21 protein-coding genes are annotated in these 22,387 nt (G+C 57.9%); 13 read left to right on the plus strand and 8 right to left on the minus strand.

The genetic code is table 11. The features are described 5' to 3' along the window. Window positions 1-2: 2 nt before the first annotated feature. The 4 genes from GOW60_RS05675 (at window position 3) to GOW60_RS05690 (ending at window position 2,444) form a co-directional block, all read left to right on the plus strand. Window positions 3-368, plus strand: a complete 366-nt coding sequence (locus GOW60_RS05675; RefSeq protein WP_171168579.1) for an RNA-binding S4 domain-containing protein — start codon at window positions 3-5, stop codon at window positions 366-368. 66 nt (window positions 369-434) lie between these two features. After that, a complete protein-coding gene (gene fdxA, locus GOW60_RS05680) occupies window positions 435-773 on the plus strand; it encodes a ferredoxin FdxA (RefSeq protein ID WP_152457680.1) in 339 nt (112 codons plus the stop codon). A gap of 282 nt (window positions 774-1,055) precedes the next feature. Further along, window positions 1,056-1,565, plus strand: coding sequence for a CarD family transcriptional regulator (locus GOW60_RS05685; protein ID WP_171116428.1), 510 nt, complete (start codon window positions 1,056-1,058; stop codon window positions 1,563-1,565). Window positions 1,566-1,682: 117 nt separating this feature from the next. Continuing rightward, window positions 1,683-2,444 carry an ion channel gene (locus tag GOW60_RS05690; RefSeq protein WP_171228546.1) on the plus strand — a complete coding sequence of 254 codons (762 nt, stop codon included), beginning with the start codon at window positions 1,683-1,685 and terminating at the stop codon, window positions 2,442-2,444. Here GOW60_RS05690 and cobS read toward each other — a convergent pair. After that, window positions 2,441-3,205 (minus strand): adenosylcobinamide-GDP ribazoletransferase, encoded by a 765-nt coding sequence (gene cobS / locus GOW60_RS05695; protein ID WP_171228547.1) that lies wholly within the window; start codon window positions 3,203-3,205, stop codon window positions 2,441-2,443. The genes GOW60_RS05690 and cobS overlap by 4 nt on opposite strands. Window positions 3,206-3,283: 78 nt before the next feature. Here cobS and cobT point away from each other — a divergent pair, with 78 nt between their 5' ends. Further along, on the plus strand, window positions 3,284-4,294 hold the full coding sequence (cobT, locus tag GOW60_RS05700) for a nicotinate-nucleotide--dimethylbenzimidazole phosphoribosyltransferase (protein ID WP_171228548.1): 1,011 nt from the start codon (window positions 3,284-3,286) through the stop codon (window positions 4,292-4,294). Between the two features lie 30 nt (window positions 4,295-4,324). Here cobT and GOW60_RS05705 read toward each other — a convergent pair whose 3' ends face one another. Continuing rightward, window positions 4,325-6,205: a monovalent cation:proton antiporter-2 (CPA2) family protein gene (locus GOW60_RS05705; protein WP_152457685.1), complete on the minus strand. Its 1,881-nt coding sequence runs from the start codon at window positions 6,203-6,205 to the stop codon at window positions 4,325-4,327. A gap of 20 nt (window positions 6,206-6,225) precedes the next feature. Then, window positions 6,226-6,681, minus strand: coding sequence for an Lrp/AsnC family transcriptional regulator (locus tag GOW60_RS05710; RefSeq protein WP_152457686.1), 456 nt, complete (start codon window positions 6,679-6,681; stop codon window positions 6,226-6,228). Between the two features lie 147 nt (window positions 6,682-6,828). Here GOW60_RS05710 and hppD point away from each other — a divergent pair, with 147 nt between their 5' ends. Next, window positions 6,829-7,926, plus strand: coding sequence for a 4-hydroxyphenylpyruvate dioxygenase (gene hppD, locus GOW60_RS05715; RefSeq protein ID WP_171228549.1), 1,098 nt, complete (start codon window positions 6,829-6,831; stop codon window positions 7,924-7,926). 89 nt (window positions 7,927-8,015) lie between these two features. Here the strand turns inward: hppD and GOW60_RS05720 are convergent, their stop codons facing one another. Next, on the minus strand, window positions 8,016-9,965 hold the full coding sequence (locus GOW60_RS05720) for a hypothetical protein (RefSeq protein WP_171228550.1): 1,950 nt from the start codon (window positions 9,963-9,965) through the stop codon (window positions 8,016-8,018). Window positions 9,966-10,120: 155 nt separating this feature from the next. Here GOW60_RS05720 and GOW60_RS05725 point away from each other — a divergent pair, with 155 nt between their 5' ends. Continuing rightward, on the plus strand, window positions 10,121-10,825 hold the full coding sequence (locus GOW60_RS05725; RefSeq protein WP_371807861.1) for an SIMPL domain-containing protein: 705 nt from the start codon (window positions 10,121-10,123) through the stop codon (window positions 10,823-10,825). Between the two features lie 2 nt (window positions 10,826-10,827). On the opposite strand, the gene GOW60_RS05730 is transcribed toward GOW60_RS05725, so the two are convergent. The 3 genes from GOW60_RS05730 to GOW60_RS05740 form a co-directional block, all read right to left on the minus strand. Continuing rightward, window positions 10,828-11,538: a GNAT family N-acetyltransferase gene (locus GOW60_RS05730; protein WP_171228551.1), complete on the minus strand. Its 711-nt coding sequence runs from the start codon at window positions 11,536-11,538 to the stop codon at window positions 10,828-10,830. 2 nt (window positions 11,539-11,540) lie between these two features. After that, the gene (locus tag GOW60_RS05735) at window positions 11,541-12,833 is read right to left on the minus strand and encodes an O-acetylhomoserine aminocarboxypropyltransferase/cysteine synthase family protein (RefSeq protein WP_171228552.1); all 1,293 of its coding nucleotides are present in this window, start codon (window positions 12,831-12,833) and stop codon (window positions 11,541-11,543) included. A 72-nt stretch (window positions 12,834-12,905) separates the two neighbouring features. After that, on the minus strand, window positions 12,906-13,901 hold the full coding sequence (locus GOW60_RS05740) for a hypothetical protein (protein ID WP_171228553.1): 996 nt from the start codon (window positions 13,899-13,901) through the stop codon (window positions 12,906-12,908). A 444-nt stretch (window positions 13,902-14,345) separates the two neighbouring features. Between GOW60_RS05740 and GOW60_RS05745 the strand changes: the two genes are divergently transcribed. Genes GOW60_RS05745 through preA form a run of 3 tightly spaced genes read left to right on the plus strand, consistent with a single transcriptional unit; the run spans window position 14,346 to window position 17,886 of the window. Next, on the plus strand, window positions 14,346-15,680 hold the full coding sequence (locus GOW60_RS05745; protein WP_171228554.1) for an NAD(P)-dependent oxidoreductase: 1,335 nt from the start codon (window positions 14,346-14,348) through the stop codon (window positions 15,678-15,680). A gap of 46 nt (window positions 15,681-15,726) precedes the next feature. Beyond that, the gene (locus GOW60_RS05750) at window positions 15,727-16,563 is read left to right on the plus strand and encodes a methyltransferase domain-containing protein (RefSeq protein WP_171228555.1); all 837 of its coding nucleotides are present in this window, start codon (window positions 15,727-15,729) and stop codon (window positions 16,561-16,563) included. A gap of 18 nt (window positions 16,564-16,581) precedes the next feature. Further along, the gene (gene preA / locus GOW60_RS05755; RefSeq protein WP_171228556.1) at window positions 16,582-17,886 is read left to right on the plus strand and encodes an NAD-dependent dihydropyrimidine dehydrogenase subunit PreA; all 1,305 of its coding nucleotides are present in this window, start codon (window positions 16,582-16,584) and stop codon (window positions 17,884-17,886) included. Window positions 17,887-17,933: 47 nt separating this feature from the next. Here the strand turns inward: preA and GOW60_RS05760 are convergent, their stop codons facing one another. Then, window positions 17,934-18,542, minus strand: coding sequence for a TetR family transcriptional regulator C-terminal domain-containing protein (locus tag GOW60_RS05760; protein ID WP_171228557.1), 609 nt, complete (start codon window positions 18,540-18,542; stop codon window positions 17,934-17,936). Between the two features lie 172 nt (window positions 18,543-18,714). Here GOW60_RS05760 and GOW60_RS05765 point away from each other — a divergent pair, with 172 nt between their 5' ends. The 3 genes from GOW60_RS05765 (at window position 18,715) to GOW60_RS05775 (ending at window position 22,365) form a co-directional block, all read left to right on the plus strand. Further along, the gene (locus tag GOW60_RS05765; protein ID WP_152457697.1) at window positions 18,715-19,965 is read left to right on the plus strand and encodes a Zn-dependent hydrolase; all 1,251 of its coding nucleotides are present in this window, start codon (window positions 18,715-18,717) and stop codon (window positions 19,963-19,965) included. 92 nt (window positions 19,966-20,057) lie between these two features. Beyond that, entirely contained in the window at window positions 20,058-21,512 is a 1,455-nt protein-coding gene (gene hydA / locus GOW60_RS05770; RefSeq protein ID WP_152457698.1) for a dihydropyrimidinase, read from the plus strand. Window positions 21,513-21,567: 55 nt separating this feature from the next. Then, window positions 21,568-22,365, plus strand: a complete 798-nt coding sequence (locus GOW60_RS05775; RefSeq protein WP_171228558.1) for an ABC transporter ATP-binding protein — start codon at window positions 21,568-21,570, stop codon at window positions 22,363-22,365. The last annotated feature ends 22 nt before the right edge of the window (window positions 22,366-22,387 follow it).

The raw sequence follows: 22,387 nt of genomic DNA on the forward strand, positions 1-22,387 counted from the left end.
AAATGGCCGAGGCCAAGCTGCGGATTGACAAATGGTTGTGGCAGGCGCGGTTCTTCAAGACCCGCAGCCTGGCCGCCAAACAGGTCAGCGGCGGCCATGTCAGGTTGAACGGAAACCGGGTGCAAAAACCGGCGCAGGCCGTGGCCCCGGGCGACGTTCTGACCTTTCCTCAGGGCCGTATCGTCCGCGTCGTGCGTATCGAAAAAATCGGGGATCGCCGTGGTCCGGCCCCCGAAGCGCAAACGCTGTATTTCGATATGACCGAAAAACAGGACGTTCCGCCCAAAAATCCGGGGTTTGAGGGAAAAGGTCGCCCGACAAAGAAAGATCGCCGTTCACTTGATCTTTCTCGCACCGAAGATCGCTGATCATATCTTGAAGAGTAGGCCAGACTGAATTAGCTAAACGCTCAAACCGCAAACGGGAATCCGATCATGACCTATGTTGTCACCGAAAACTGTATCGCCTGCAAATATACCGACTGTGTCGAAGTATGTCCGGTGGACTGTTTCTATGAAGGTGAGAACACGTTGGTCATCCATCCCGACGAATGCATCGACTGCGGTGTTTGCGAACCGGAATGCCCGGCCGACGCGATCCGCCCCGATACTGAACCGGGCATGGATCAATGGGTCGAATTCAATCGCAAGTACTCGGAAATGTGGCCTGTGATCGTCACCAAGAAAGATCCGCTTCCCGATGCGGAAGAACGCGACGGTGAAGAAGGCAAGATGGAGAAGTATTTCTCGGAAGCACCGGGCGAGGGTGGTTGAACGATTCGCGCTCAAACCCCTGTTTGATGCGCAAAGAACGCGGCACAACCTGTTGAAAACAGGTTGAATATAAAAATTTACCGTGGGGTAAACTTTCGGGTGTCGTATTTTTGTGATATACTTGTTTCTTGTATGATGACCGAGATTGGGATGCGCTCCACAAGTATGCTCGCTTTGGAGCTTTGAATTTGTGACAATATCGCCGCCTGTCGGGGCTGAAAAAGTCCCCGCATGTGGTGCTTTTGTTGTCTGTGTCCCGTCCGCAAGCAAGGAAAAAACTGAATGACAAAGTCGAAAAAGCTCGAGTTCCGCCCGAACGACTATGTTGTCTACCCCGCCCACGGCGTAGGCCAGATCATCTCGATCGAAGAACAGGAAGTCGCGGGATTCTCTCTGGAGCTGTTCGTCATCTCATTTGAGAAAGACAAGATGACACTGCGCGTGCCGACCAACAAGGTTACCGAATCCGGTCTGCGGTCGCTCAGCTCGCCCGACGTGATCAGTCAGGCGATGAAGACGCTCAAAGGAAAGGCAAAGGTCAAACGCGCCATGTGGTCGCGCCGTGCTCAGGAATACGAGCAGAAAATCAACTCGGGCGATCTGATCTCGATTGCGGAAGTGGTCCGCGATCTGCATCGCACGGACGACCAGCGCGAGCAGAGCTATTCCGAGCGTCAGCTGTACGAAGCTGCCCTGGAACGTCTGACCCGCGAGGTCGCGGCGGTTTCCGGCACCGGCGAAGTATCCGCTGCCAAACAGGTGGACGAAGTTCTGACCTCTCGCGCTGCCTGACAGCGAGTTCAATATGACAACAGGCCGCTCCACCATCGGGGCGGCCTTTTTCGTGGCTTGGTGAATTCCGCAAGTACCGCTAATTTCACTGTATATGCAGCAAGCTACAGGGCGGACATGAAGCAGACAGTTAGATATCTGTATATCGGGCATGACCCGATTTCGGTCTGGTTTCGGTACGCTCTGATCCTGTTCGATGTAGCGACAATCGTTTTCTTTGTCGCAACGGCTCACGTCACTCATGGTCCCGGCTTGGTCCTTGCAAGCCAGTTGATCGGATTTTTGATTTTCTTGGACTTCTCTGCGCGGCTTTGGATTTCAAAGGATCGCTGGAAGCTGCTGCGCCAGATTTATACGCTGGCGGATATTGTAGTCATCGTCTCGCTGGTTCTGGATCCGTTCCTGACGGGCAACCTGGCTTTCCTGAGGATTCTGCGGGCCTTGCGCCTGATCCATTCATACCACCTGCTCAGGGACTTGCGACGCGACAGTACCTTTTTTCGCACCCACGAAGACGCGGTGATTGCGGCAATCAATCTGATGGTTTTTGTCTTTGCCACCTCCACGGCGGTTTTGGTGTTCTTCATTCCGGAAGACGCCCAGACGCCTTACATAGATGCGCTGTATTTCACCATGGCCACCCTGACCACAACCGGGTTCGGTGACATCACGCTGAGCACCCCTTGGGGCAAGCTGTTCTCGGTGTTCATCATGGTCGTGGGTGTCGCGTTGTTTGTCCGTTTGGCGCAGGCGATATTCATGCCGCAGAAGGTACGTCACAAATGCCCAAGCTGCGGGTTGTATCGGCATGATCCCGATGCCGTGCATTGCAAGCATTGCGGTGGAACACTGCGGATCGAAACAGGCGGCGTGTCCTAGATCTGCGCGCTGATGGCAAGCAGAAACGCGATCTCGGCCAGTTGTTGCGATGCCCCAAGTATGTCCCCGGTCTGGCCGCCGATCTTCTTGCGCGCTGTCAGCGCCAAGATGGCAGCAACCGAGGCGGCAGAGAAGATGGCGGTGATCGCCGCACCCCCGCACAGAAAAACGGCGATTGGAGCGGCCAGGCCCAAGGACATGCTGACCGAAATCGCGCCGGGGGTTCCCACCGAATGGCTCAGCCCCGATTTTCTGGCGTTTGGCAGGGATGCCATCAAAACCGGCATCAAGGCGCGTGAGAACATGCAGGCTGCCAGAATCGCCCAAATCGACCCTGTTGCCAAAATCGTGGCAACTGCCGAAACCCGAGCAAGCTGAGAAAAAACCAAAGCGAGAACACCATAGGTTCCGATCTGGCTGTCTTTCATGATTTCAAGTCGACGTTCAGCGGTGAACCCGCCCCAGAGGCCGTCGAACGTATCGGCCATACCGTCCTCGTGCATCGCGCCCGTCGTCATGATCAACGTTGCAACCAACAGGGCCGCGGCAACAAAAGGGGGCAGATGAAAGACCATTGCCAACCATCCGACCAGACAGGCAATCGCTCCGACGGCCAGCCCGGCGACGGGGAAGGCCCATGCCGCCTGTGCCTGCCGCTTGAATACAGGTTCGGGCAATCGGGGCAGGGGCAGGCGGGTCAACAGCACCAGAGCCAGCGGAATGTCCCACAGGGAAAAGGGATTGGTGTCGTTTTTATGCACGCCCGTGCCTTTCGGGGTCTTGTTGGATTCGATGCTTCGGTTAAACACACAGGATCACTCTGATGCAATGAGGCTTTCATGTTGCCTGAACTGAATGATTTGAACGCGTTCCGTGCTGCGCTTGCAGCGGCTCCGGGGCCGGATGCAACCGCGGCACAGGGCGCTGCAGAGCGAAACGGACAACTGACGAAACCCCCAGGCGCGCTGGGGCGACTTGAGGATTTGGCAATCTGGTACGCAGGATGGCGAGGAAATGCCCGGCCACAGATCGCGGCGCCACAGGTCATCGTCTTTGCCGGAAACCACGGAGTCACTGCACAGGGGGTCTCGGCTTTTCCGTCGGAAGTGACCGTGCAAATGGTGATGAACTTCGAACATGGCGGTGCGGCGATCAACCAACTGGCCCGGGCGGCGGGTGCAACGATGGATGTTCACGCGCTGGATCTGGACAACCCGACCGCAGATTTCACCCAGGCACCGGCCATGACGGAGGCCGAATTGCTGGACGCGCTGCGCACTGGCTGGCAGGCCGTGGATCAGCAGGTTGATCTGTTGGTCGTGGGCGAGATGGGCATTGGCAACACCACCCCGGCAGCCGCCATTGCCTGCGCGCTGTTCGGCGGTGACGCGGCCGATTGGACAGGTCGCGGGACGGGCGTCGATGATGCGGGGCTGACCAACAAGACCCGCGTTGTGGCCGAAGGTGTAGCGTTGCACAGGTCAGAGGATGGCCTTGAAATCCTGCGCTGCCTCGGAGGCCGTGAGATCGCGGCGATGGCGGGGGCGATTGCCGCCGCGCGGATATTGCGCATTCCCGTGATCCTGGACGGTTTCATCTGTACCGCTGCCGCTGCCTGCTTGTGGAGGCTGTCGGATACCGCGCTGGATCACGCCGTGGCCGGCCACCAAAGCGCCGAGGCCGCACACGGTGCCGTATTGGCGAAGCTGGGCAAGGAACCGCTGCTGAGCCTTGGTCTTCGGCTGGGCGAAGGCTCGGGCGGGGCGCTGGCGATCAATATTCTCAAAAGCGCCGTGGCCTGTCATTCCGGTATGGCAACCTTTGCCGAGGCAGGAGTGTCTGACGGTTGATTCATTGCCTGACCCGGGCACAGGCTTGGGTCAGGCGGATTTCTTGGCGTGTTTTTCGGCCAGTTCCAGCAGCGCGGTTTCCAGATCCTTTTCCAGCTGCTGTGCACGCTCGATGTATTTCTTGTTTTCGGCAGTTGGCAGACCCGGGACCCATAGTTCGGCGAGATCGCGAACAGACATCCGGTCATGGTGATAAAAGGTCTGTTCCGCCTGTGCGGCCTCGTACTCACTCAGCCCGACATTCTCCAGAACATAGCGGCCCGCGCGCAATGAGCTGTCGAAAAGTTCCCGCACGATGTCATTGGCGCCAGCCTGATAGAGCTCGTACACATGGGTCCGGTCGCGGGCGCGGGCGATGATGTGCAGGTCAGGGCGCTGCCGTCTGGCATACCCGACAAGCCGCGTGACTTGCTTGTGGTCATCCATGGCGGCGACAAGGACCGACGCTTTTTCCAACCCCGCAGCACGCAGCAATTCAGGGCGTGTAGGATCGCCCAGAAACCCTTTGACGCCGAAACGGCGCATCAATTGGATGGTTTCGATATCGTGGTCCAGCACAACCGTCTTGAACCCGCTGGCCCGCACCAGCCGGTTTACGATCTGCCCGAACCGACCAATCCCGGCGATGATGACGGGGCCTTTTTCGTCAATTTCGTCCGGCACGGGTTCTTTGGAAGTGTCGCCGATCTTTCGCGACAGAAGATCATAGATGATAAACAGAAGCGGTGTGATCAGCATCGTCAAAGCGATGATCATCAGCAGTTTTTGGGACAGGTCGGGGGGGATGACATTCTGTTGCGTGGAAAATGCCAGCAGAACAAAACCAAACTCACCCGCTTGCGCCAAGCCCAAGGTAAACAGCCAGTGATCGCGCCCACGCAACTTGAAGGCCTTGCCCACAAGATACAGGATGATCCCTTTTGCAAGGATCAAGAGAAGCGCCAGACCGATCAGATCAAGGGGATCATCAAAGAAATAGGCAACATCGATCCCGGCACCGACCGTGATGAAGAAAAGCCCAAGTAAAAGCCCCTTGAATGGCTCAAGGTCGCTTTCCATTTCATGTCTGAACTCGGAACTGGCCAGAACCACCCCCGCCAGGAAGGCGCCCAGGGCAGGGGAAAGTCCGACGAGGGTCATCAGGAAGGAAATCCCGACCACGATCATAAGCGCCAGGGCGGTATACATCTCGCGCAGGCGGGTCGCGTGGATGAAGCGAAACAGCGGACGGGTCAGGTAGACACCGGCCAGAATGACAAACACCACTGCCCCGATCGTAACCAGCGTGACGGCCCAACCCGGCAGACCTTCGACCAGAGAAAGGCTGTGATGGTCCGCGCCGTGAAGTTCTCCGGCCCCGCGGTCAATCGAACCATCCGATTCGATATGAGGCATGGCCGGCAAGGCCAGAAGTGGAAGCAAGGCCAGGATCGGAATGACCGCTATGTCCTGCGTCAGCAGCACCGAAAACGTAGCTCGACCGCCATTTGTTCGCATCAGGCCCTTTTCTGAAAGAGTCTGAAGAACGATTGCCGTGGATGACAGCGACAAGGTCAGCCCTACGGCCAGGGCGACCGACCAGGGGTGGTTGGCGTACATTGCCACGGCAGCGATCGCAGCCGTCGACAACGCAACCTGCAACCCGCCCAACCCCAGCAACTTGTCGCGCATATCCCACAGGGCGCGCGGCTCCAGTTCCAGACCGATCAGGAACAGCATCATCACCACACCGAATTCGGCAACGTGCTGAAGGTTTTCCGTTTCCGCGCCGACAAGCCCAAGAACAGGGCCTATGATGATCCCGGCGGCCAGATACCCCAGAACCGATCCCAGCCCCAGCCGTGCAGACAGGGGAACGGCGATGACTGCCGCTGCCAGATAGATCGAAGCCTGATATAGGAATACGTCCATAGGTGTCCTCTCGGGCCCGTTCAGGTGGGCAGGGGGGCGTCGCGTTTCAGTTGGTCCATTACGATCTGGCTATGGACCCTTGCAACGGCAGGATGCGGCAGGATGACCGAATGTAGCAAGCTGTTGAGCGCGGAAAGATCGTCACAATAGATGTGCAGCAGATAATCTGCCTCTCCGGTCATCGTCCATGCGCTGGTAATTTCGGGGCGGGTGTCGACCATGCGGGCGAAGCTTGCAGATTGTTCAGGGCCATGAGTCCCCAGATGGACCTGAACAAAGCCTTGCACTTGCAGACCCAGTTTCAACGGGTCCAGCCGGGCGGCATACCCGGTTATGTACCCTTCGGCCTCAAGCCGCTGGCGGCGGCGTCCTGCCTGACTGGGCGACAGGTTCAGCATTTCGCCCAGTTGGTGCGCGGTCAGGTGTGCGTCCTTTTGCAGGGCAGAAAGCAATCGCTTGTCGGTCGCGTCCAGCATGTGCGGAAAAATCCTGCCTTTATTAACTTTTATGCGCGTTTTGCGCGCCTATCGGCAGTTTACACGAAAACAATGCGCAGAAACAGCGTCATAAAAGTCATATTTTTGAATCAGCAAAGAAATTCCTGTTTTCGAAGGAGACGCGCCATGGGTCCTTTCCCACACAACGCCCCGAAATCTGTTATCAGCGAAGAAAACCCTGCCGGTACCGATGGGTTTGAATTCGTCGAGTTTGCCCATCCTGAACCGCAGGAGCTACGTGATCTGTTCGCGAAGATGGGGTTTGATCTGGTGGCCCGCCACAAAGAAAAACCCGCCGTCGAGCTGTGGCAGCAAGGGGATGTCACCTATATCCTGAACGCGGATCCCGACAGCTTTGCCGCGAGGTTCGTGGACGAGCACGGCCCTTGCGCGCCATCCATGGGGTGGCGAGTTGTTGACGCGCAAAAGGCCTATGATCATGCGGTGTCGAAAGGTGCAGAACCTTACGACGGCGCTGACAAAACCATGAATGTGCCTGCGATCAAGGGCATCGGTGGATCATTGATCTATTTCATCGATCAATATTACGACACATCGCCCTACAATCAGGAATTCGAGTGGATCAAAGAATCCAAACCACGGGGTGTGGGTTTCTTCTATCTCGATCACCTGACGCACAACGTCTACAAGGGCAACATGGACAAGTGGTTCAAGTTCTACGGCGACCTGTTCAACTTCCGTGAAATTCGTTTCTTTGACATTCAGGGCAAGTTCACCGGGTTGTACAGCCGCGCGCTGACGTCTCCTTGTGGTCGGATCCGCATCCCGATCAACGAAGACCGCGGCGAGACGGGGCAAATCGTGTCTTACCTGAAGAAATACAAAGGTGAAGGCATCCAGCATATTGCTGTCGGCAGTGACGATATCTACGCCTCGACCGATGCAATTGCGGAAAACGGTCTGAAATTCATGCCGGGCCCGAACAAGGCATATTACGAGATGTCCAAGACCCGCGTGGCCGGCCACGAAGAGCCGCTGGACAGGATGATGAAACACGGCATCCTGATCGATGGTGAAGGCGTTGTTGACGGTGGGGAGACCCGGATTCTGCTACAGATTTTCTCGAAAACCGTCATCGGACCGATCTTCTTCGAGTTCATTCAGCGCAAGGGCGACGACGGTTTCGGCGAGGGAAATTTCCAGGCGCTTTTCGAATCCATCGAACGCGAACAGATCGAAAGCGGTGAGATTTCCGCAGCCTGATTGCAACGCACTGACACGCCGGGGGCAGTTCATCTGCCTTCGGCGCTTTCATGTAACGGTTGGTGCGTTAGAAGATCGATTGCCGTTTTTCAGCTGCGCGGCATCGCAAGGGTCACGTTGCGGCCCTTTTTCTGATATCGAAGCTCACTGTCGCTGATCGCGATCACTTTCCCGCCATCAAGGCGGTCTCCGACTTTCAGCTTTTTGTAACGCCCGCTGGGAAGCCGCACCAATGCGCGTCTGTTGGCTGGCGTTCCGTAGACCCCGATCAGGTTCAATCTGCGTAGGTTGATTGCGTTGTCGATCGTGGCTTGTCGTGCAACCGACGCGGTCGAAGGAATTTTGGGCGCGACGGTTTTTGGTTGGAACGATCCCGCTTCATCGGATTTCTGATCCAATGCTGCTGTGGACCCAAGATTCGAACTGTTTGAAACAGTTGATTTGGCAGGGGCCAATCCGGCAGGGCGGGATTTGGGGCGCGGTACTCTTACGACAGCCAAGGCCGTTGGTGCATCATCGACCTGTGGCTTGGTCTGAAGGCTTTCCGGGCGCGCTTTCGGCCGCTTGGATGCCAATTCCTCCAATGACCGGCCACCCAGTTGACCGCGCTCGAAATTCTCGACCAGATCAGCAGGGCGTGGCTTGGGTCGAATGCCTGCCAATCTGTCGTCGACCTCGTCGACCACCGGTTCTTCTTCGAAACGAACCGGAGTTTCAGGCGGAACCTTGGATGGGCGCCCCAGATAAACAACAACCCCCTCCGGATTTACGGTGCCTTCCGGTGTTGGCACGACCAAGCCGTTCTCATCCAGATCAAACCGAGTGCCCGCAATGTTGGGGGATACGTCGGGTTCAAAAGGAGCGTCGGTGTCAAAACTGGGGTCGGGCGGTAAGGCAACCGCATCCTCGAACAGATCGGCGTTGTCGAGCGATGCCAGATACAATTCCTGCGGTTCAACAGTTTCGGGTATTTCCGGTGCCGCTGGCGCTGTCGTGCTTATGCCCGTAACGGCCTCGACACCTTTTTGTGTCTCGGGGTCCTGAGCGACGGATTCCACCGCGGTAGGGGCAACTTTGAGGGCCTCCAGAATGGCTGCATCTGTGGCAGTCAGATCCGGCTGCGTGCCGGTTTCGGTTTCCGAGGCCGCGTTCGCAGGCTCTTCGGCGTCATCGGTCGCAAGGTCCGGAACGGTTTGTTGCGGGGCTTCCAGCGCAGCCGTGTCCAGCTCTGGTTCAAGCAGGGGCTCTGCGGCCGGTTCAGTGGCGGGAACCGCAACCTGAGCCGGGCTCTGTTCCGCCTGATCCTGTTCAGGGCCGGACCCCGATGCCAGCCAAATACCAACTAGTCCACCAACGAGAAACACAGCGGCAAAGACAGCAATGGCAGATCGGTTTACCCCTGAAGATGCATCAAGGCTGTTCGCTGTTTCCCGGGGTGCTCGGAAAGCCTCGGGTGCGGCGGTGCCGGCAATCGGATGGGTGGGCAGGCCGGAATCATCAGCCTGTTCAACTGCGTCCATTTCCACCGGAGATGGCTGGTTTTCCGGGTGTGACAGATCGGAAGCGTCCGAGGTTTCGCGAAACAACGCCTCGCGCGGGAACGCGCCCTCTTTGTCTTCGGCAGTAAACGCCACCACCACAAAACCATGTTCCGAGGCAAAGGTCCGCGCTTCGGCCAAAGTTTCAACCGCCACGGCAGCAACATAGGTCGTGTCACCTTCGGTGTGACTGTCATAACTCAGTTCCGACAGGGCGTAAGGCGTGGCCTCAGTCAGAGCACTTTCGATACGTTCCGTCCGGCCTTCCGGCGGCACCCCATCGGTCGAAAACTTTAGAAACCGAACCTGATCCTCTGGCAGCACGAGCTTGCAGCTCAGATCATTCTCCAGCGCAAATGCCTTTTCCCGCAACGCCTGTATCTGTGCGGACAAGTCCGGAACATCCAGCGGAATCGTACCGACAACAAACCAGTCGTCATCGGAACGGTGGTGCAGTGTTATTCCGGTCGCAGAAAAAGACAGCGCAAAGGCGGGTTTCATATTCCGGAGGAACCATAATTATCAATGTCAATGCAAACGACTTTGCGTTTGCAGACTGACATTAAAGCAGGAACCCGCCGAGGGAAAGAAAAAGGCGGTATCCCCTCTTGTATCGCAAGGGCCCGTCAACCCATCTAAAAGCAGAGTAATTTGGAGTGATAACCTTGAAGACATTCGCTTTTCTGGCCGCGATGATGGCGGCTACGGCTGCCGGGGCCGCTCATGCGGAAGAACGTCGCATCAACGTTGATGCAACCGGAACAGTGCAGATTGCACCTGATATGGCGACGATAACCCTGGGCGTGACCAACGAAAACGCCGAAGCCTCGGCTGCGATGCAGGCGACGTCGGATGCCGTTTCCAAAGTCCTGGCGCGTCTGACCGAGATGGGTATCGAAGATCGTGACGTCCAGACACGGGATCTGTCATTGTCGCCCGTCTGGTCGGGTCGTCATGGACAGAATGGGGAGACACCGGAAATCACCGGCTTTACAGCGTCAAACCGCGTGTTTGTGCGGGTGCGCGACCTGACCCAACTGGGGAAGATCATGGACGCGGTCATTCAGGACGGCGCCAATGATTTCGGGGGCTTGAGCTTTGGCGTGCAGGATCCCAACCCGATCGAGGCGCAGGCGCGCGCCAAGGCCGTCGGCGAAGCCACGGCCAAAGCACAGCAGTTGGCAGAGGCAGCGGGTGTGACGCTTGGTCCGGTTCAGTCGATCTCGGAACAAACGGCTGGCATTCGTCCGATGGCAGAAATGCGCGCGCTGAGCATGGCGGATGCGGGTGGTGTTCCCGTTGCGGGAGGCGAGGTCTCGGTTTCCGTCAGTGTCTCGATGGAATTCGAGATTTCAGACTAAGATCACGCTTTCGCACGGGCCATCAGCGGTTTGCGCTGCTGGCCCGTGCCGTCAAAATTGTCGGGCGACAGCCAGGCTTCGAATGCATCGCGAATGCGCGGCCATTCAGTGTCGATGATCGCGTACCATGCCGTGTCCCTGTTGCGGCCCTTGTAGTGGGTCGCCTGCCGAAAAACCCCTTCGAAAGTAAATCCCAGCCGTTCAGCGGCATTGCGTGACGGTGCATTCAGTGCGTCGCATTTCCACTCGTACCGGCGATAGCCGAGCTCGTCGAAAACCCGCTTCATCATGAGGTACATGACCTCGGTCGATTGCGGTTTGCGTTGCAGCAGCGGCGAAAAGTGGATGTGGCCGACTTCGATGGCACCCGCTGCGGGTTCGATCCGAAGATAAGAGGCCATGCCCACCGGCACTTCGTCCGCATCCAATACGGTATGAAACATCGGGTCCGCATCCATGCAGTTGGTGCGGGCCCAGTCTTCAAATTCCGGTTCGCTGTCAAACGGGCCATAGGGCAGGTATGTCCAGTTACGGCCATCCCTGTCATTTGCAAACGCCCGAAAAAGCCCGGGCGCATGGCGATTCACATCCAGTGGCACGACAGAACAGTACCGGCCTTCCATCGGTGTATAAGGCGGCGTCGGGCGCGGAAAGTCACCCGACACCGGCAAACCGATGGGCTGGCCAAGGTCGTTTGTGTCGTGCCCGGCCATTGTCAGGCGCTGGCCTTGGCGAGGGCCTGATCAAGGTCCGCGATCAGGTCGTTCACGTCTTCGATGCCGATAGACACCCGCACGACACCTGGGCCCGCACCCGCGGCTTCCTGTTGTTCCGGCGTCAGTTGTCGGTGGGTGGTCGAGGCCGAGTGGATGATCAACGAGCGGGCATCGCCCAAATTGGCCACGTGGCTGAAGATTTCCAGCGCGTTGACCAGTTTGATACAGGCGTCATAGCCGCCCTTCACCGCAAAGGTGAACAATGCACCCGCGCCACGTGGATACTGCGATTTGACTCGGTCCTTGTACGGTGATGACGGCAATCCCGCATAGGTGACGTATTCCACGCGGTCATCCGCTTCCAGCCACGCTGCGATTTTCTGGGCGTTTTCGACGTGACGCTCCATCCGCAGCGACAGTGTTTCGATCCCCATCAGCGTGTAATGGGCTGCCTGCGGGTTCATGGTCATGCCCAGATCACGCAGACCGATGGCAATGCCGTGGAAGGTGAAGGCCAGCGGGCCAAAGGTCTCGTGGAACCTCAGGCCGTGATAGGCAGGCTCGGGTTCGCTCAGTGACGGGAATTTGTCATTCGCGGACCAGTCGAACTTGCCAGAATCCACGATGCACCCGCCTGTGACGGTGCCGTTGCCGGTCAGGTACTTGGTGGTAGAATGCACAACCAGCGTTGCGCCGTGCTCGATCGGACGGCACAGGTAGGGCGTGGCCGAGGTGTTGTCGACAATCAGCGGGATGCCCGCTGCATCAGCAACATCCGCCAACGCACGGATATCAGACACGTAACCGCCCGGATTGGCGACGGACTCGCAGAACACGGCGCGGGTGTTTTCGTCGATGGCATCCTTCACGGCGTCCAGATCATCGGTGTCCACGAACTTGGCGGACCAGCCAAAGCGTTTGATCGTCTGGCTGAACTGCGTGACCGTGCCGCCATACAAACGGGTCGAGGCGACCACGTTGCAGCCGGGCCCCATCAGCGGGAACAGCGCCATGATCTGTGCTGCATGCCCGGACGAGCAGCACACCGCCCCGACGCCGCCTTCAAGCGTCGCCACGCGTTCCTGCAGAACGGCGACGGTTGGGTTGGTCAGGCGGGAATAGATAAAGCCCACCTCTTGCAGGTTGAACAGGGCCGCTGCGTGGTCCGCATCCCGGAACACATAGGCAGTCGTCTGATAGATCGGTGTCTGGCGTGCTCCGGTCGCCGGGTCGGGGCGGGCACCCGCATGAATTTGCAATGTGTCGAAACCGTAGGTCGGGCCGTCAGACATCGTGTAAATCTCCTGTTGGTATCTGTGTTGCGGAATCTGTAGGCCATTGCCCGCCTGCGCACAACGATCCTGTCAGCGCAGCCAGAGTCCTTTGCTTTTGATCGCGTTGCGCAGCGCCTGTTCCCGCCGCGGCAGATTGTCCTGATCAAAGAGCGCACGGATTTTTTCGCCTTTGCCCTGAAGAACCAGCTTTTTCAACGGATCATACTGTTTGAGCACTTTTTTGACCTTGTTGGGGGCCACGACGGTTTCCAGCACATCGATCACGTGATCGCTTTCGCGGGCATAAAGCAAAGGGAACAGGCGATAGTGGCAGCTGACGGACCCGTCCAGAAGCCCGTCCGGCAATGCATCCCGCCCGCCGCCGAAAGAATGAATGACCAGCGGCAGGGCTGCCTGATCCAGCCATGGGTCAAGGTTCTGGCCCGTCAGTTCGGGAATGTTTTCATCCCGGATCGTTCTGGCGTAGTCCAGGTACCGTTCACCGAACATTCTGGGGCATTTGTAAAAGAAGTAACCCGCGTTGAAATAAAGGTAGCGCCGCCAGTAACCATCGGGTTGGTCCGGATCCACCGAGCTTTCGAAATCCAGCCCGAAGCGCGCATAAAGCGCCCGCCAGATACCGTCAAAGCCGGGGCCGTACAGCGTCGGCTTTGGCCATGTGCCCTCGACCTTCAATGAGGCTCCGGGGCGGTCGAAATCGAACGGAACGCTTGTGATGTCGCCGGTGATCAGCGTGTCCGTATCGAAGAACACAAAGGGTTCACCATGCGGCAGGGCCAACAAAGCCTCGATCTTGTTGCCATAAGGGTAGCTTTCGCCAAAAACATGCGAGTCGAAGGGCAGGATTTCGGCATCCAGCTGTTTCAGGGCTTTCAGAACGTCTTCGTCCTGGATGCCGGGGTTGTGTGTCCAGCGCGGGCCCGGGTTGGGTGTGGCGACAAACAGCCGGCCCTTGAGCCCGGGCGAACAATGGCGAAGCGAGGCCGCGAACAACAGGGCCTCATATTGCAGGCGGTTGTTTTGCCCGACAACCGCGATGTTGAATTTCCGAGAACTTGCCTGCATCTATGCCCATTCCTGAAAGCTGCCGGAACCGGCACCCTTTGATCCGGATTACAGCAAGCGGGGTGAGGCGTCAAAAGCCGAAAGTTTGATTTCTTTTAGTCTATGGCATTCCTCTCATCGCGCCGAGGAAGGGTTGAGCAGGGTTCTTTTGCGGATTTTCCGAGGTTGGCCCGGTTCACGTCGAAAGGTGCAATCGGCAGCGTGCCATGCTGACCGAACCTTGTATGCCAATCCCCGCACAGCTCTTTTTTTTGGGCAAATCCCGCCTTCGGACCCAATGATTCAACGCTTTTCGTGCTTAATTCCTAAGCGAAGTGCCCAAAAACACGGTTGTTTTTGCATGGCTTTTTATTTTTTGACCATTTGGCAAATTTTACCAATTGATAAAAAAATTATTTGTGGCAAGCTGAGAGCATAACAAACATATCTACAGGGAGTAGAGTGATGGCACAGGGCCAGATGGCACCCGGTATCGTAGCCGGGCGGCTTTCAAGCGATGAGCTGACCTCGAATTTCACCGATCTGCATCCGCCGCTTGCGCAGCATGAGGCCGCAGTAGCCGCAGATCGCTGTTATTTCTGCTATGACGCGCCATGCGTGACGGCCTGTCCAACGGATATCGATATCCCGTTGTTCATTCGCCAGATTCAAGCCGGTCAACCGCAATCAGCAGGGCGCACGATTCTGGAACAGAATATTCTGGGCGGAATGTGCGCTCGGGTCTGTCCAACCGAAACGCTGTGCGAAGAGGCCTGTGTTCGCGAAGCCGCCGAGGGCAAGCCGGTTGAGATCGGGCGCCTGCAACGTTTCGCTACCGATGAAATCATGGCCTCGGGTGTGCATCCGTTTGAACGTGCGCCTTCGACCGGCAAGACAGTTGCCGTTGTGGGGGCCGGGCCTGCGGGTCTGGCCTGTGCCCACCGGCTGGCGATGCTGGGCCATGAGGTGGTGATCCACGAAAGCAAGCCCAAACCCGGCGGCCTGAATGAATATGGTATCGCAGCCTACAAATCGACCAACGATTTTGCACAGGCCGAGGTGGACTGGCTGCTGAAAATCGGAGGGATTGCAATCGAGACCGGTTCGGTTTTGGGCGAAAGCATCTCGTTGGATGGGCTGGTCGAAAACTACGACGCGGTGTTTCTGTCCATTGGTCTTGCCGGTGTCAACGCCTTGCGTGCAGGCGGTGTCGACAAGGACGGTGTGCGGGCCGCGGTCGATTTCATATCGGACGTGCGGCAGGCCAGCGACCTTGCCGATCTGCCCGTTGGACGGAATGTGGTCGTCATCGGCGGGGGCATGACAGCTGTGGATGCCGCCGTGAAATCCAAGCTTCTGGGCGCCGAAAACGTCACGATTGCCTATCGCCGCGGCCGGGATGCCATGGGGGCCAGCCGGTACGAGCAGGACCTGGCAGCGTCGCATGGCGTTCGGATCATGGCCAATGTTCAGCCGGTGGCCATCCACGGCAATGGCGCCGCGACCGAGATCGAGCTGGAATATACATCCAGCCAGAACGGTCAGCTGATCGGTACCGGAGAAACGATCCGCTTGCCGGCCGATCAGGTTCTCAAGGCCATTGGACAGACCTTGGAGGGCGCACCCGAAGGCCTGACGCTGGATGGCAACAAGATCGCCGTCAGCGGCGCTGGCCGAACCTCCTTGGCTGGTGTCTGGGCTGGTGGTGACTGCGCTGCGGGCGGTGAAGATCTGACCGTAACGGCCGTTGCCGAAGGTCGGGACGCGGCGATGGACATCCACGCGACGCTCGTTTCGTGATAGGGTGGGGTATTCACCCCATTCCTTTCGCCGCTGAGGTATTCCCATGTCCCAGATCGAACAAGCCGTTGCTCAACACTATACCACCGGTGCACTGACCGAACGCGTCCGCGCGGCGCTGGAGGCCAGCGGAATCGACCCGGATGCGGCTACGGTCGCTGATCTGAAGGCGGGGGATGAATTCCATACAGGCGGCGTTCTTGCGACCGACAACCTGTTTGCGCAGCTTTCCCCGACCCATGCGACACGCGTTCTGGATATCGGATGCGGCATCGGAGGCACATCCCGGTACATAGTGGACAAATATGACTCAACGGTGACAGGGGTCGACCTGACGCCCGAGTTCGTGGAAACCGCAACTGCGCTCAGCGATCTGGTCGGGCATTCCGAAAAGACCAGCTTTCACGTTGGCAGTGCTCTGGACATGCCTGTGCCGGATGCCGGGTTCGATCTTGCCGTCATGATGCATGTGGGCATGAATATCGAAGACAAAGCGGGGCTGTTCGCTGAAGTGTCACGCGTTCTGGCCACCGGTGGCACCTTTGCCCTGTTCGACGTCATGGGCGGAGAGGTGGATGAGCCGCTGGCTTTTCCGCTCCCCTGGTCCACTTTGCCGGAAACCTCCTTTGTTCACGCGCCAGAGGTATACAAAGACGCCGCGGCCGCGGCCGGTCTTGAACTGGTTGCCGAAACAGACCGCACCGCGTTTGCGATCCAGTTCTTCGAAGACGTGTTTGCCAAGATAGCCGAGACCGGACCAGCGCCGCTGGGAATCCACCTGATGATGGGCGAAACGGCGCCCGAAAAGTTCCAAAACTACGTCAAAAACCTCAAGGCCGGGCGTATTCGCCCGACCGAAATGATATTCAAAAAATCCGGCTGAGCCGGGAAGGGAGAAGCCATGGCCGATCTGACGACAAACTTTCTGGGCATTTCCAGCCCCAACCCGTTCTGGCTGGCCTCTGCGCCGCCGACGGACAAGGAATACAATGTGCGCCGCGCCTTTGAAGCCGGATGGGGCGGTGTTGTCTGGAAAACGCTGGGCGCCGAAGGACCTCCGGTCGTGAACGTGAATGGCCCGCGCTATGGCGCAATCTACGGGGCCGACCGCCGTTTGCTGGGCCTGAACAATATCGAACTGATCACGGATCGCCCTCTCGAGGTGAACCTCGAGGAAATGGCGCGGGTCAAATCCGATTACCCGGATCGCGCCTTGATCGCGTCGATCATGGTTCCGTGCGAGGAAGAAGCATGGAAGGCCATTCTGCCACGCGTGGCAGAAACCGGTGCGGACGGGATCGAACTGAACTTCGGCTGCCCTCATGGGATGAGCGAACGCGGCATGGGCTCGGCCGTGGGGCAGGTTCCGGAATATATCGAGATGGTCACGCGCTGGTGCAAACAGTACTACGACCGCCCGGTCATCGTTAAGCTTACGCCGAACATCACTGACATCCGCAAACCTGCTGCGGCAGCCAGAAACGGTGGTGCGGATGCGGTGTCGCTGATCAACACCATCAATTCGATCACCAGCGTCAATCTGGACACGTTCAGCCCTGAACCGTCCATTGACGGCAAAGGCAGCCACGGTGGGTATTGCGGCCCCGCCGTCAAGCCCATTGCATTGTCGATGGTGTCCGAGATCGCGCGGGCCGAGGCGACGCGGGGTCTGCCGATTTCCGGCATCGGCGGCGTCACCACTTGGCGTGACGCGGCCGAGTTCATCTCGCTGGGTTGCGGCAACGTTCAGGTGTGCACCGCTGCGATGACCTATGGCTTCAAGATCATCGACGAACTGACGGCAGGGCTGTCGGAATGGATGGATGAGAAGGGATATTCCAGCATCGATGAAGTGATCGGACGTGCGGTGCCCAACGTCACCGACTGGCAGTATCTGAACCTCAACTACGTCGCCAAGGCGAAGATCGATCAGGATCAGTGCATCAAGTGTGGCCGGTGTTATGCAGCCTGTGAAGACACCAGCCACCAGGCGATTTCCATGTCCGAGGACCGCGTCTTTGAGGTGATGGATGACGAATGCGTCGCCTGCAACCTCTGCGTCGATGTTTGTCCGATCGAAGGCTGCATCGATATGGTGCCGATGGCAGCGGGCGAGGTTGATCCCCGGACCGGAAAAGAAGTTCAGCCAACTTATGCGAACTGGACGACGCATCCGAACAACCCGATGGCCAAGGCGGCCGAATGAGGGGATTGCGACAGATCGTCAAGGGGCCGTTATTGCGGCCCCTTTTTTCAGGGGCTCAGAAGTTTGCGGTACAACGTGTCAACAAAGGCTTCTGCACCCTCGAACGGATTTTCGTTGCCCAGAATTGCACGAACCTGAACATCGAAATCTGCATAGTGCTGCGTCAAGGCCCAGATCGAAAACACCAGGTGGTAGGGGTGCACCCGCGCGATTTTTCCCTGATCCATCCAGCCGGTAAGGATCGTGACCTTTTCGTCGACCAGTGTCTTGAGATCATTGGACAATGCATCGTGAATACGCGGCGCGCCCTGCACAAGCTCGTTGGCAAAAAGGCGGCTTTCCCGTGGTAGCTCCTGACTCATCTGCAACTTGCGCCGAATGTATGCCAGGATTTCCTCCATCGGATCGCCATTGGCGTCCAGATCATGCAGCGGAGCCAGCCAGGTATCCAGCAGGCCGGACAGCAATTCAGTATGGATCGCTTCTTTTGATGGGAAATAGTACAGCAGGTTCGGCTTGCTCAGACCTGCTTCTGCGGCGATCTGGTCTACGGTTGCGCCGCGAAACCCGTGGGCTGAAAACACGTTCAGGGCGGCCTCTAGAATCGCGGCGCGGTTCTTTTTCTGAATACGGGTTGGTGCGCGGTCTTTTGGCATGTTTTCAGCGTGTCTCTTTTTTCGTCGAACAGGTGCGGGACGTACTGAAAATTTCAGCTGAACCGCGCAAATTCTTGACTGATACCGAACCCGTGATAGCGTGAGTTTGACCATATGGTCAAATCAAGACATCAAAAGCGAGCCAACTCGCCAGCAAACAGGGAAGATGAACATGGCAGCTCCGGCGCAGAATCTCAGGATCAATGGCGACAGGTTGTGGGACAGCCTGATGGAGATGGCCAAGATCGGCCCGGGTGTCGCTGGTGGCAACAATCGCCAGACCTTGACGGATGAGGACGCGGAAGGCCGCGCCTTGTTCCAGAAATGGTGCGAGGAAGCAGGGTGCACCATGGGGCTTGACCAGATGGGCAACATGTTTGCCCGCCGCGAAGGCACTGACCCGGACGCGCTGCCGGTTTACGTGGGATCGCATCTGGATACGCAGCCGACAGGCGGTAAGTTTGACGGCGTGCTGGGTGTCCTGGGAGGGCTGGAACTGATCCGGACGCTGAACGACCTGGGGATCAAGACGAAACATCCGATCGTCGCCACCAACTGGACAAACGAAGAAGGCACGCGTTACGCGCCGGCGATGCTGTCTTCGGGCGTATTTGCCGGGATGCACACGCAAGACTGGGCATACAACCGCGAAGATGCTGAGGGCAAAAAGTTCGGGGATGAGCTGAACCGGATCGGCTGGCGTGGTGATGAAGAGGTGGGCGCCCGCAAGATGCATGCGTTCTTTGAGCTGCATATCGAACAGGGCCCGATCCTTGAAGCCGAAGGCAAGGATATCGGCGTCGTCACCCATGGTCAGGGGCTGAGCTGGACGCAGATCACGGTAACGGGCAAGGACGCGCATACCGGATCGACACCGATGCCGATGCGCAAGAATGCCGGGCTGGCCATGGCGCGGATCCTGGAGAAAGTCGACGAGATCGCATGGTCTCATGCTCCGCATGCGGTGGGCGCGGCGGGGCATATCGATGTCTACCCGAACTCACGCAATGTGATCCCGGGCAAGGTGGTGTTTACGGTCGATTTCCGCTCGCCCGAGCTGGAGGTGATCACCGACATGGAAAACCGCCTGCGGGTGGCTGCCGAGGACATCGTTGACGAGATGGGTCTTCAGATCGAATTCGAGAAAGTCGGCGGGTTCGATCCGGTGAAATTTGACGATGCTTGCGTATCGGCCGTGCGAAACGCAGCCGAACGGCTGGGCTATTCGCACACTGATATCATCTCGGGCGCGGGGCATGATGCCTGCTGGATCAACCGGGTTGCGCCGACCGCGATGATCATGTGCCCCTGTGTTGACGGGCTGAGCCACAATGAAGCCGAAGAAATCAGCAAGGAATGGGCCGCAGCCGGGGCGGATGTTCTGCTGCATGCCGTGGTCGAGACTGCCGAAATCGTGGAATAGGGGGCGCTGCCCCCGTCGCCCCGAGGGCGACTCCCCCGGGATATTTTTGGCCAGATGAAGCAAGCGGCGCAGACCGCATCAGGGAGTTCAAAATGAGTACTGTCATCAAAAACGGAACCGTTGTCACCGCGGATTTGACTTACAAGGCGGATGTATTGGTCGAGGGCGGCGTGATCACCGAAATCGGTATGAACCTGACGGGGGACAAGGAACTGGACGCAACCGGCTGTTTTGTGATGCCGGGCGGGATTGATCCTCATACCCATCTCGAAATGCCGTTCATGGGCACCTATTCCAGCGATGACTTTGAAAGCGGGACGCGGGCGGCCCTGGCGGGCGGCACCACCATGGTTGTCGATTTTGCACTTCCCAATCCGGGTGAAAGCCTGCTGGATGCGCTTAAACGTTGGGACAACAAGTCGACACGGGCCAATTGTGACTATTCGTTCCACATGGCGGTGACCTGGTGGGGGGAACAGGTGTTCGACGACATCAAAACCGTGATCGAGACGCGCGGTATCAACACCTTCAAGCATTTCATGGCCTACAAGGGCGCGCTGATGGTGAATGATGATGAGCTGTTCGCCTCGTTCAAGCGTCTTGCCGAGCTTGGCGGTACCGCCCTGGTGCATGCCGAGAATGGGGATGTGGTGGCAGAGCTGAGTGCCAAGCTGCTTGCCGAAGGCAATACCGGCCCCGAGGCACATGCGTATTCGCGCCCGCCGCAGGTGGAAGGTGAAGCCACCAACCGGGCGATCATGATCGCGGACATGGCAGGTGTCCCGCTGTATGTTGTACACACCTCGTGCGAAGAGGCGCACGAAGCCATCCGCCGGGCAAAAATGCAGGGTAAACGGGTGTGGGGGGAACCCCTGATCCAGCACCTGACATTGGACGAAAGTGAATATTTCAATCAGGATTGGGACCATGCGGCGCGACGGGTCATGAGCCCTCCGTTCCGCAACAAACAGCATCAGGACAGCCTGTGGAATGGCCTGCAATCGGGAACGCTGAGCGTGGTTGCAACTGATCATTGCGCCTTTACAACCGAACAGAAACGCTTTGGCGTCGGGGATTTCACCAAGATCCCGAACGGCACCGGCGGGCTGGAAGACCGGATGCCGATGTTGTGGACACATGGGGTCAATACTGGGCGTTTGACACCGAATGAATTCGTGGCTGTTACTTCAACAAACATTGCCAAGATATTGAATTGCTATCCTAAAAAGGGTGCCGTTCTGGTCGGGGCGGATGCTGATCTTGTTGTCTGGGATCCTGAGAAAAGCAAAACGATCAGCGCCGCGTCGCAGCAATCTTCGATCGACTACAATGTGTTCGAAGGCAAAGAGGTCAAAGGTCTGCCGCGCTTTACCCTGACGCGGGGTCAGGTGGCGGTGCATGACGGTGAAATCCGGACGCAGGAAGGTCATGGGGACTTTGTCGCGCGTGAGGCGAACACCACCGTCAACAAGGCGCTGAGCACCTGGAAAGAGCTGACCGCCCCAAGACCCGTCGAGCGGACAGGAATTCCGGCGACCGGTGTTTGATCAGTTGGGGCCGCTTTGCTGGCGGCCCTGACACCACTCTTTTCAAGGCAATAAAATGAACACTGAAAGCACGACCCAGCCCGTCATCGAGGCAAGGCAGCTGGACCTGACATTCCAGACCAATGATGGGCCAGTACACGCGCTTAAAGACGTGAACCTGACAATCGACAAGGGCGATTTCGTCAGTTTCATCGGGCCGTCCGGCTGTGGCAAAACCACCTTTCTGCGCTGTATTGCAGCCCTTGAGACTCCCACGGGCGGGACGCTGACCGTCAATGGCATGACGCCTGATGAGGCGCGTCGAAAACGGGCGTACGGGTATGTCTTTCAGGCGGCGGGCCTATATCCCTGGCGCACCATTGCAAAGAACATAAAACTGCCTCTTGAGATCATGGGATACCCTGCTGCCGAACAGGATGAACGGGTGAGAAAAGTCCTGGAACTTGTTGATTTGGAAGGGTTTGGCGGCAAGTTTCCCTGGCAGTTGTCCGGTGGGATGCAGCAGAGGGCCAGTATTGCTCGGGCCCTTGCGTTCGACGCGGATATCCTGCTGATGGACGAGCCGTTCGGGGCGCTGGATGAGATTGTGCGGGACCATCTGAACGAGCAGCTTCTTGAGCTTTGGGCGCGTACGGAAAAGACGATCGGATTTGTGACGCATTCCATTCCCGAGGCGGTTTATCTGAGTACAAAGATCGTGGTGATGAGCCCACGGCCCGGGCGGATCGCCGATGTGATTGACAGCCCGCTGCCCAAGGAACGGCCGCTGGACATTCGCGACACCCCGGAATTCATCGAGGTCGCGCACCGTGTGCGCGAAGGTTTGCGGGGTGGGCATTCCAATGACGGCTGAGTTGAATGCGGATAAGATTCGG

Origin of the sequence: Ruegeria sp. HKCCA4008 (genome assembly GCF_013033125.1) — a bacterium.
GTDB lineage: Bacteria > Pseudomonadota > Alphaproteobacteria > Rhodobacterales > Rhodobacteraceae > Ruegeria.

Bases quoted from the DNA above. Each gene is read 5' to 3' on its own strand.
- preA (WP_171228556.1), top strand. From the start codon at position 16,582: ATGGCCGATCTGACGACAAACTTTCTGGGCATTTCCAGCCCCAACCCG.
- cobT (WP_171228548.1), top strand. From the start codon at position 3,284: ATGTTGCCTGAACTGAATGATTTGAACGCGTTCCGTGCTGCGCTTGCA.
- fdxA (WP_152457680.1), top strand. From the start codon at position 435: ATGACCTATGTTGTCACCGAAAACTGTATCGCCTGCAAATATACCGAC.
- GOW60_RS05690 (WP_171228546.1), top strand. From the start codon at position 1,683: ATGAAGCAGACAGTTAGATATCTGTATATCGGGCATGACCCGATTTCG.
- GOW60_RS05740 (WP_171228553.1), bottom strand. From the start codon at position 13,901: ATGCAGGCAAGTTCTCGGAAATTCAACATCGCGGTTGTCGGGCAAAAC.
- GOW60_RS05775 (WP_171228558.1), top strand. From the start codon at position 21,568: ATGAACACTGAAAGCACGACCCAGCCCGTCATCGAGGCAAGGCAGCTG.
- GOW60_RS05745 (WP_171228554.1), top strand. From the start codon at position 14,346: ATGGCACAGGGCCAGATGGCACCCGGTATCGTAGCCGGGCGGCTTTCA.
- GOW60_RS05675 (WP_171168579.1), top strand. From the start codon at position 3: ATGGCCGAGGCCAAGCTGCGGATTGACAAATGGTTGTGGCAGGCGCGG.
- GOW60_RS05685 (WP_171116428.1), top strand. From the start codon at position 1,056: ATGACAAAGTCGAAAAAGCTCGAGTTCCGCCCGAACGACTATGTTGTC.
- GOW60_RS05730 (WP_171228551.1), bottom strand. From the start codon at position 11,538: ATGGCCGGGCACGACACAAACGACCTTGGCCAGCCCATCGGTTTGCCG.
- GOW60_RS05750 (WP_171228555.1), top strand. From the start codon at position 15,727: ATGTCCCAGATCGAACAAGCCGTTGCTCAACACTATACCACCGGTGCA.
- GOW60_RS05705 (WP_152457685.1), bottom strand. From the start codon at position 6,205: ATGGACGTATTCCTATATCAGGCTTCGATCTATCTGGCAGCGGCAGTC.
- hydA (WP_152457698.1), top strand. From the start codon at position 20,058: ATGAGTACTGTCATCAAAAACGGAACCGTTGTCACCGCGGATTTGACT.
- GOW60_RS05760 (WP_171228557.1), bottom strand. From the start codon at position 18,542: ATGCCAAAAGACCGCGCACCAACCCGTATTCAGAAAAAGAACCGCGCC.
- hppD (WP_171228549.1), top strand. From the start codon at position 6,829: ATGGGTCCTTTCCCACACAACGCCCCGAAATCTGTTATCAGCGAAGAA.
- GOW60_RS05735 (WP_171228552.1), bottom strand. From the start codon at position 12,833: ATGTCTGACGGCCCGACCTACGGTTTCGACACATTGCAAATTCATGCG.
- GOW60_RS05765 (WP_152457697.1), top strand. From the start codon at position 18,715: ATGGCAGCTCCGGCGCAGAATCTCAGGATCAATGGCGACAGGTTGTGG.
- GOW60_RS05710 (WP_152457686.1), bottom strand. From the start codon at position 6,681: ATGCTGGACGCGACCGACAAGCGATTGCTTTCTGCCCTGCAAAAGGAC.
- GOW60_RS05720 (WP_171228550.1), bottom strand. From the start codon at position 9,965: ATGAAACCCGCCTTTGCGCTGTCTTTTTCTGCGACCGGAATAACACTG.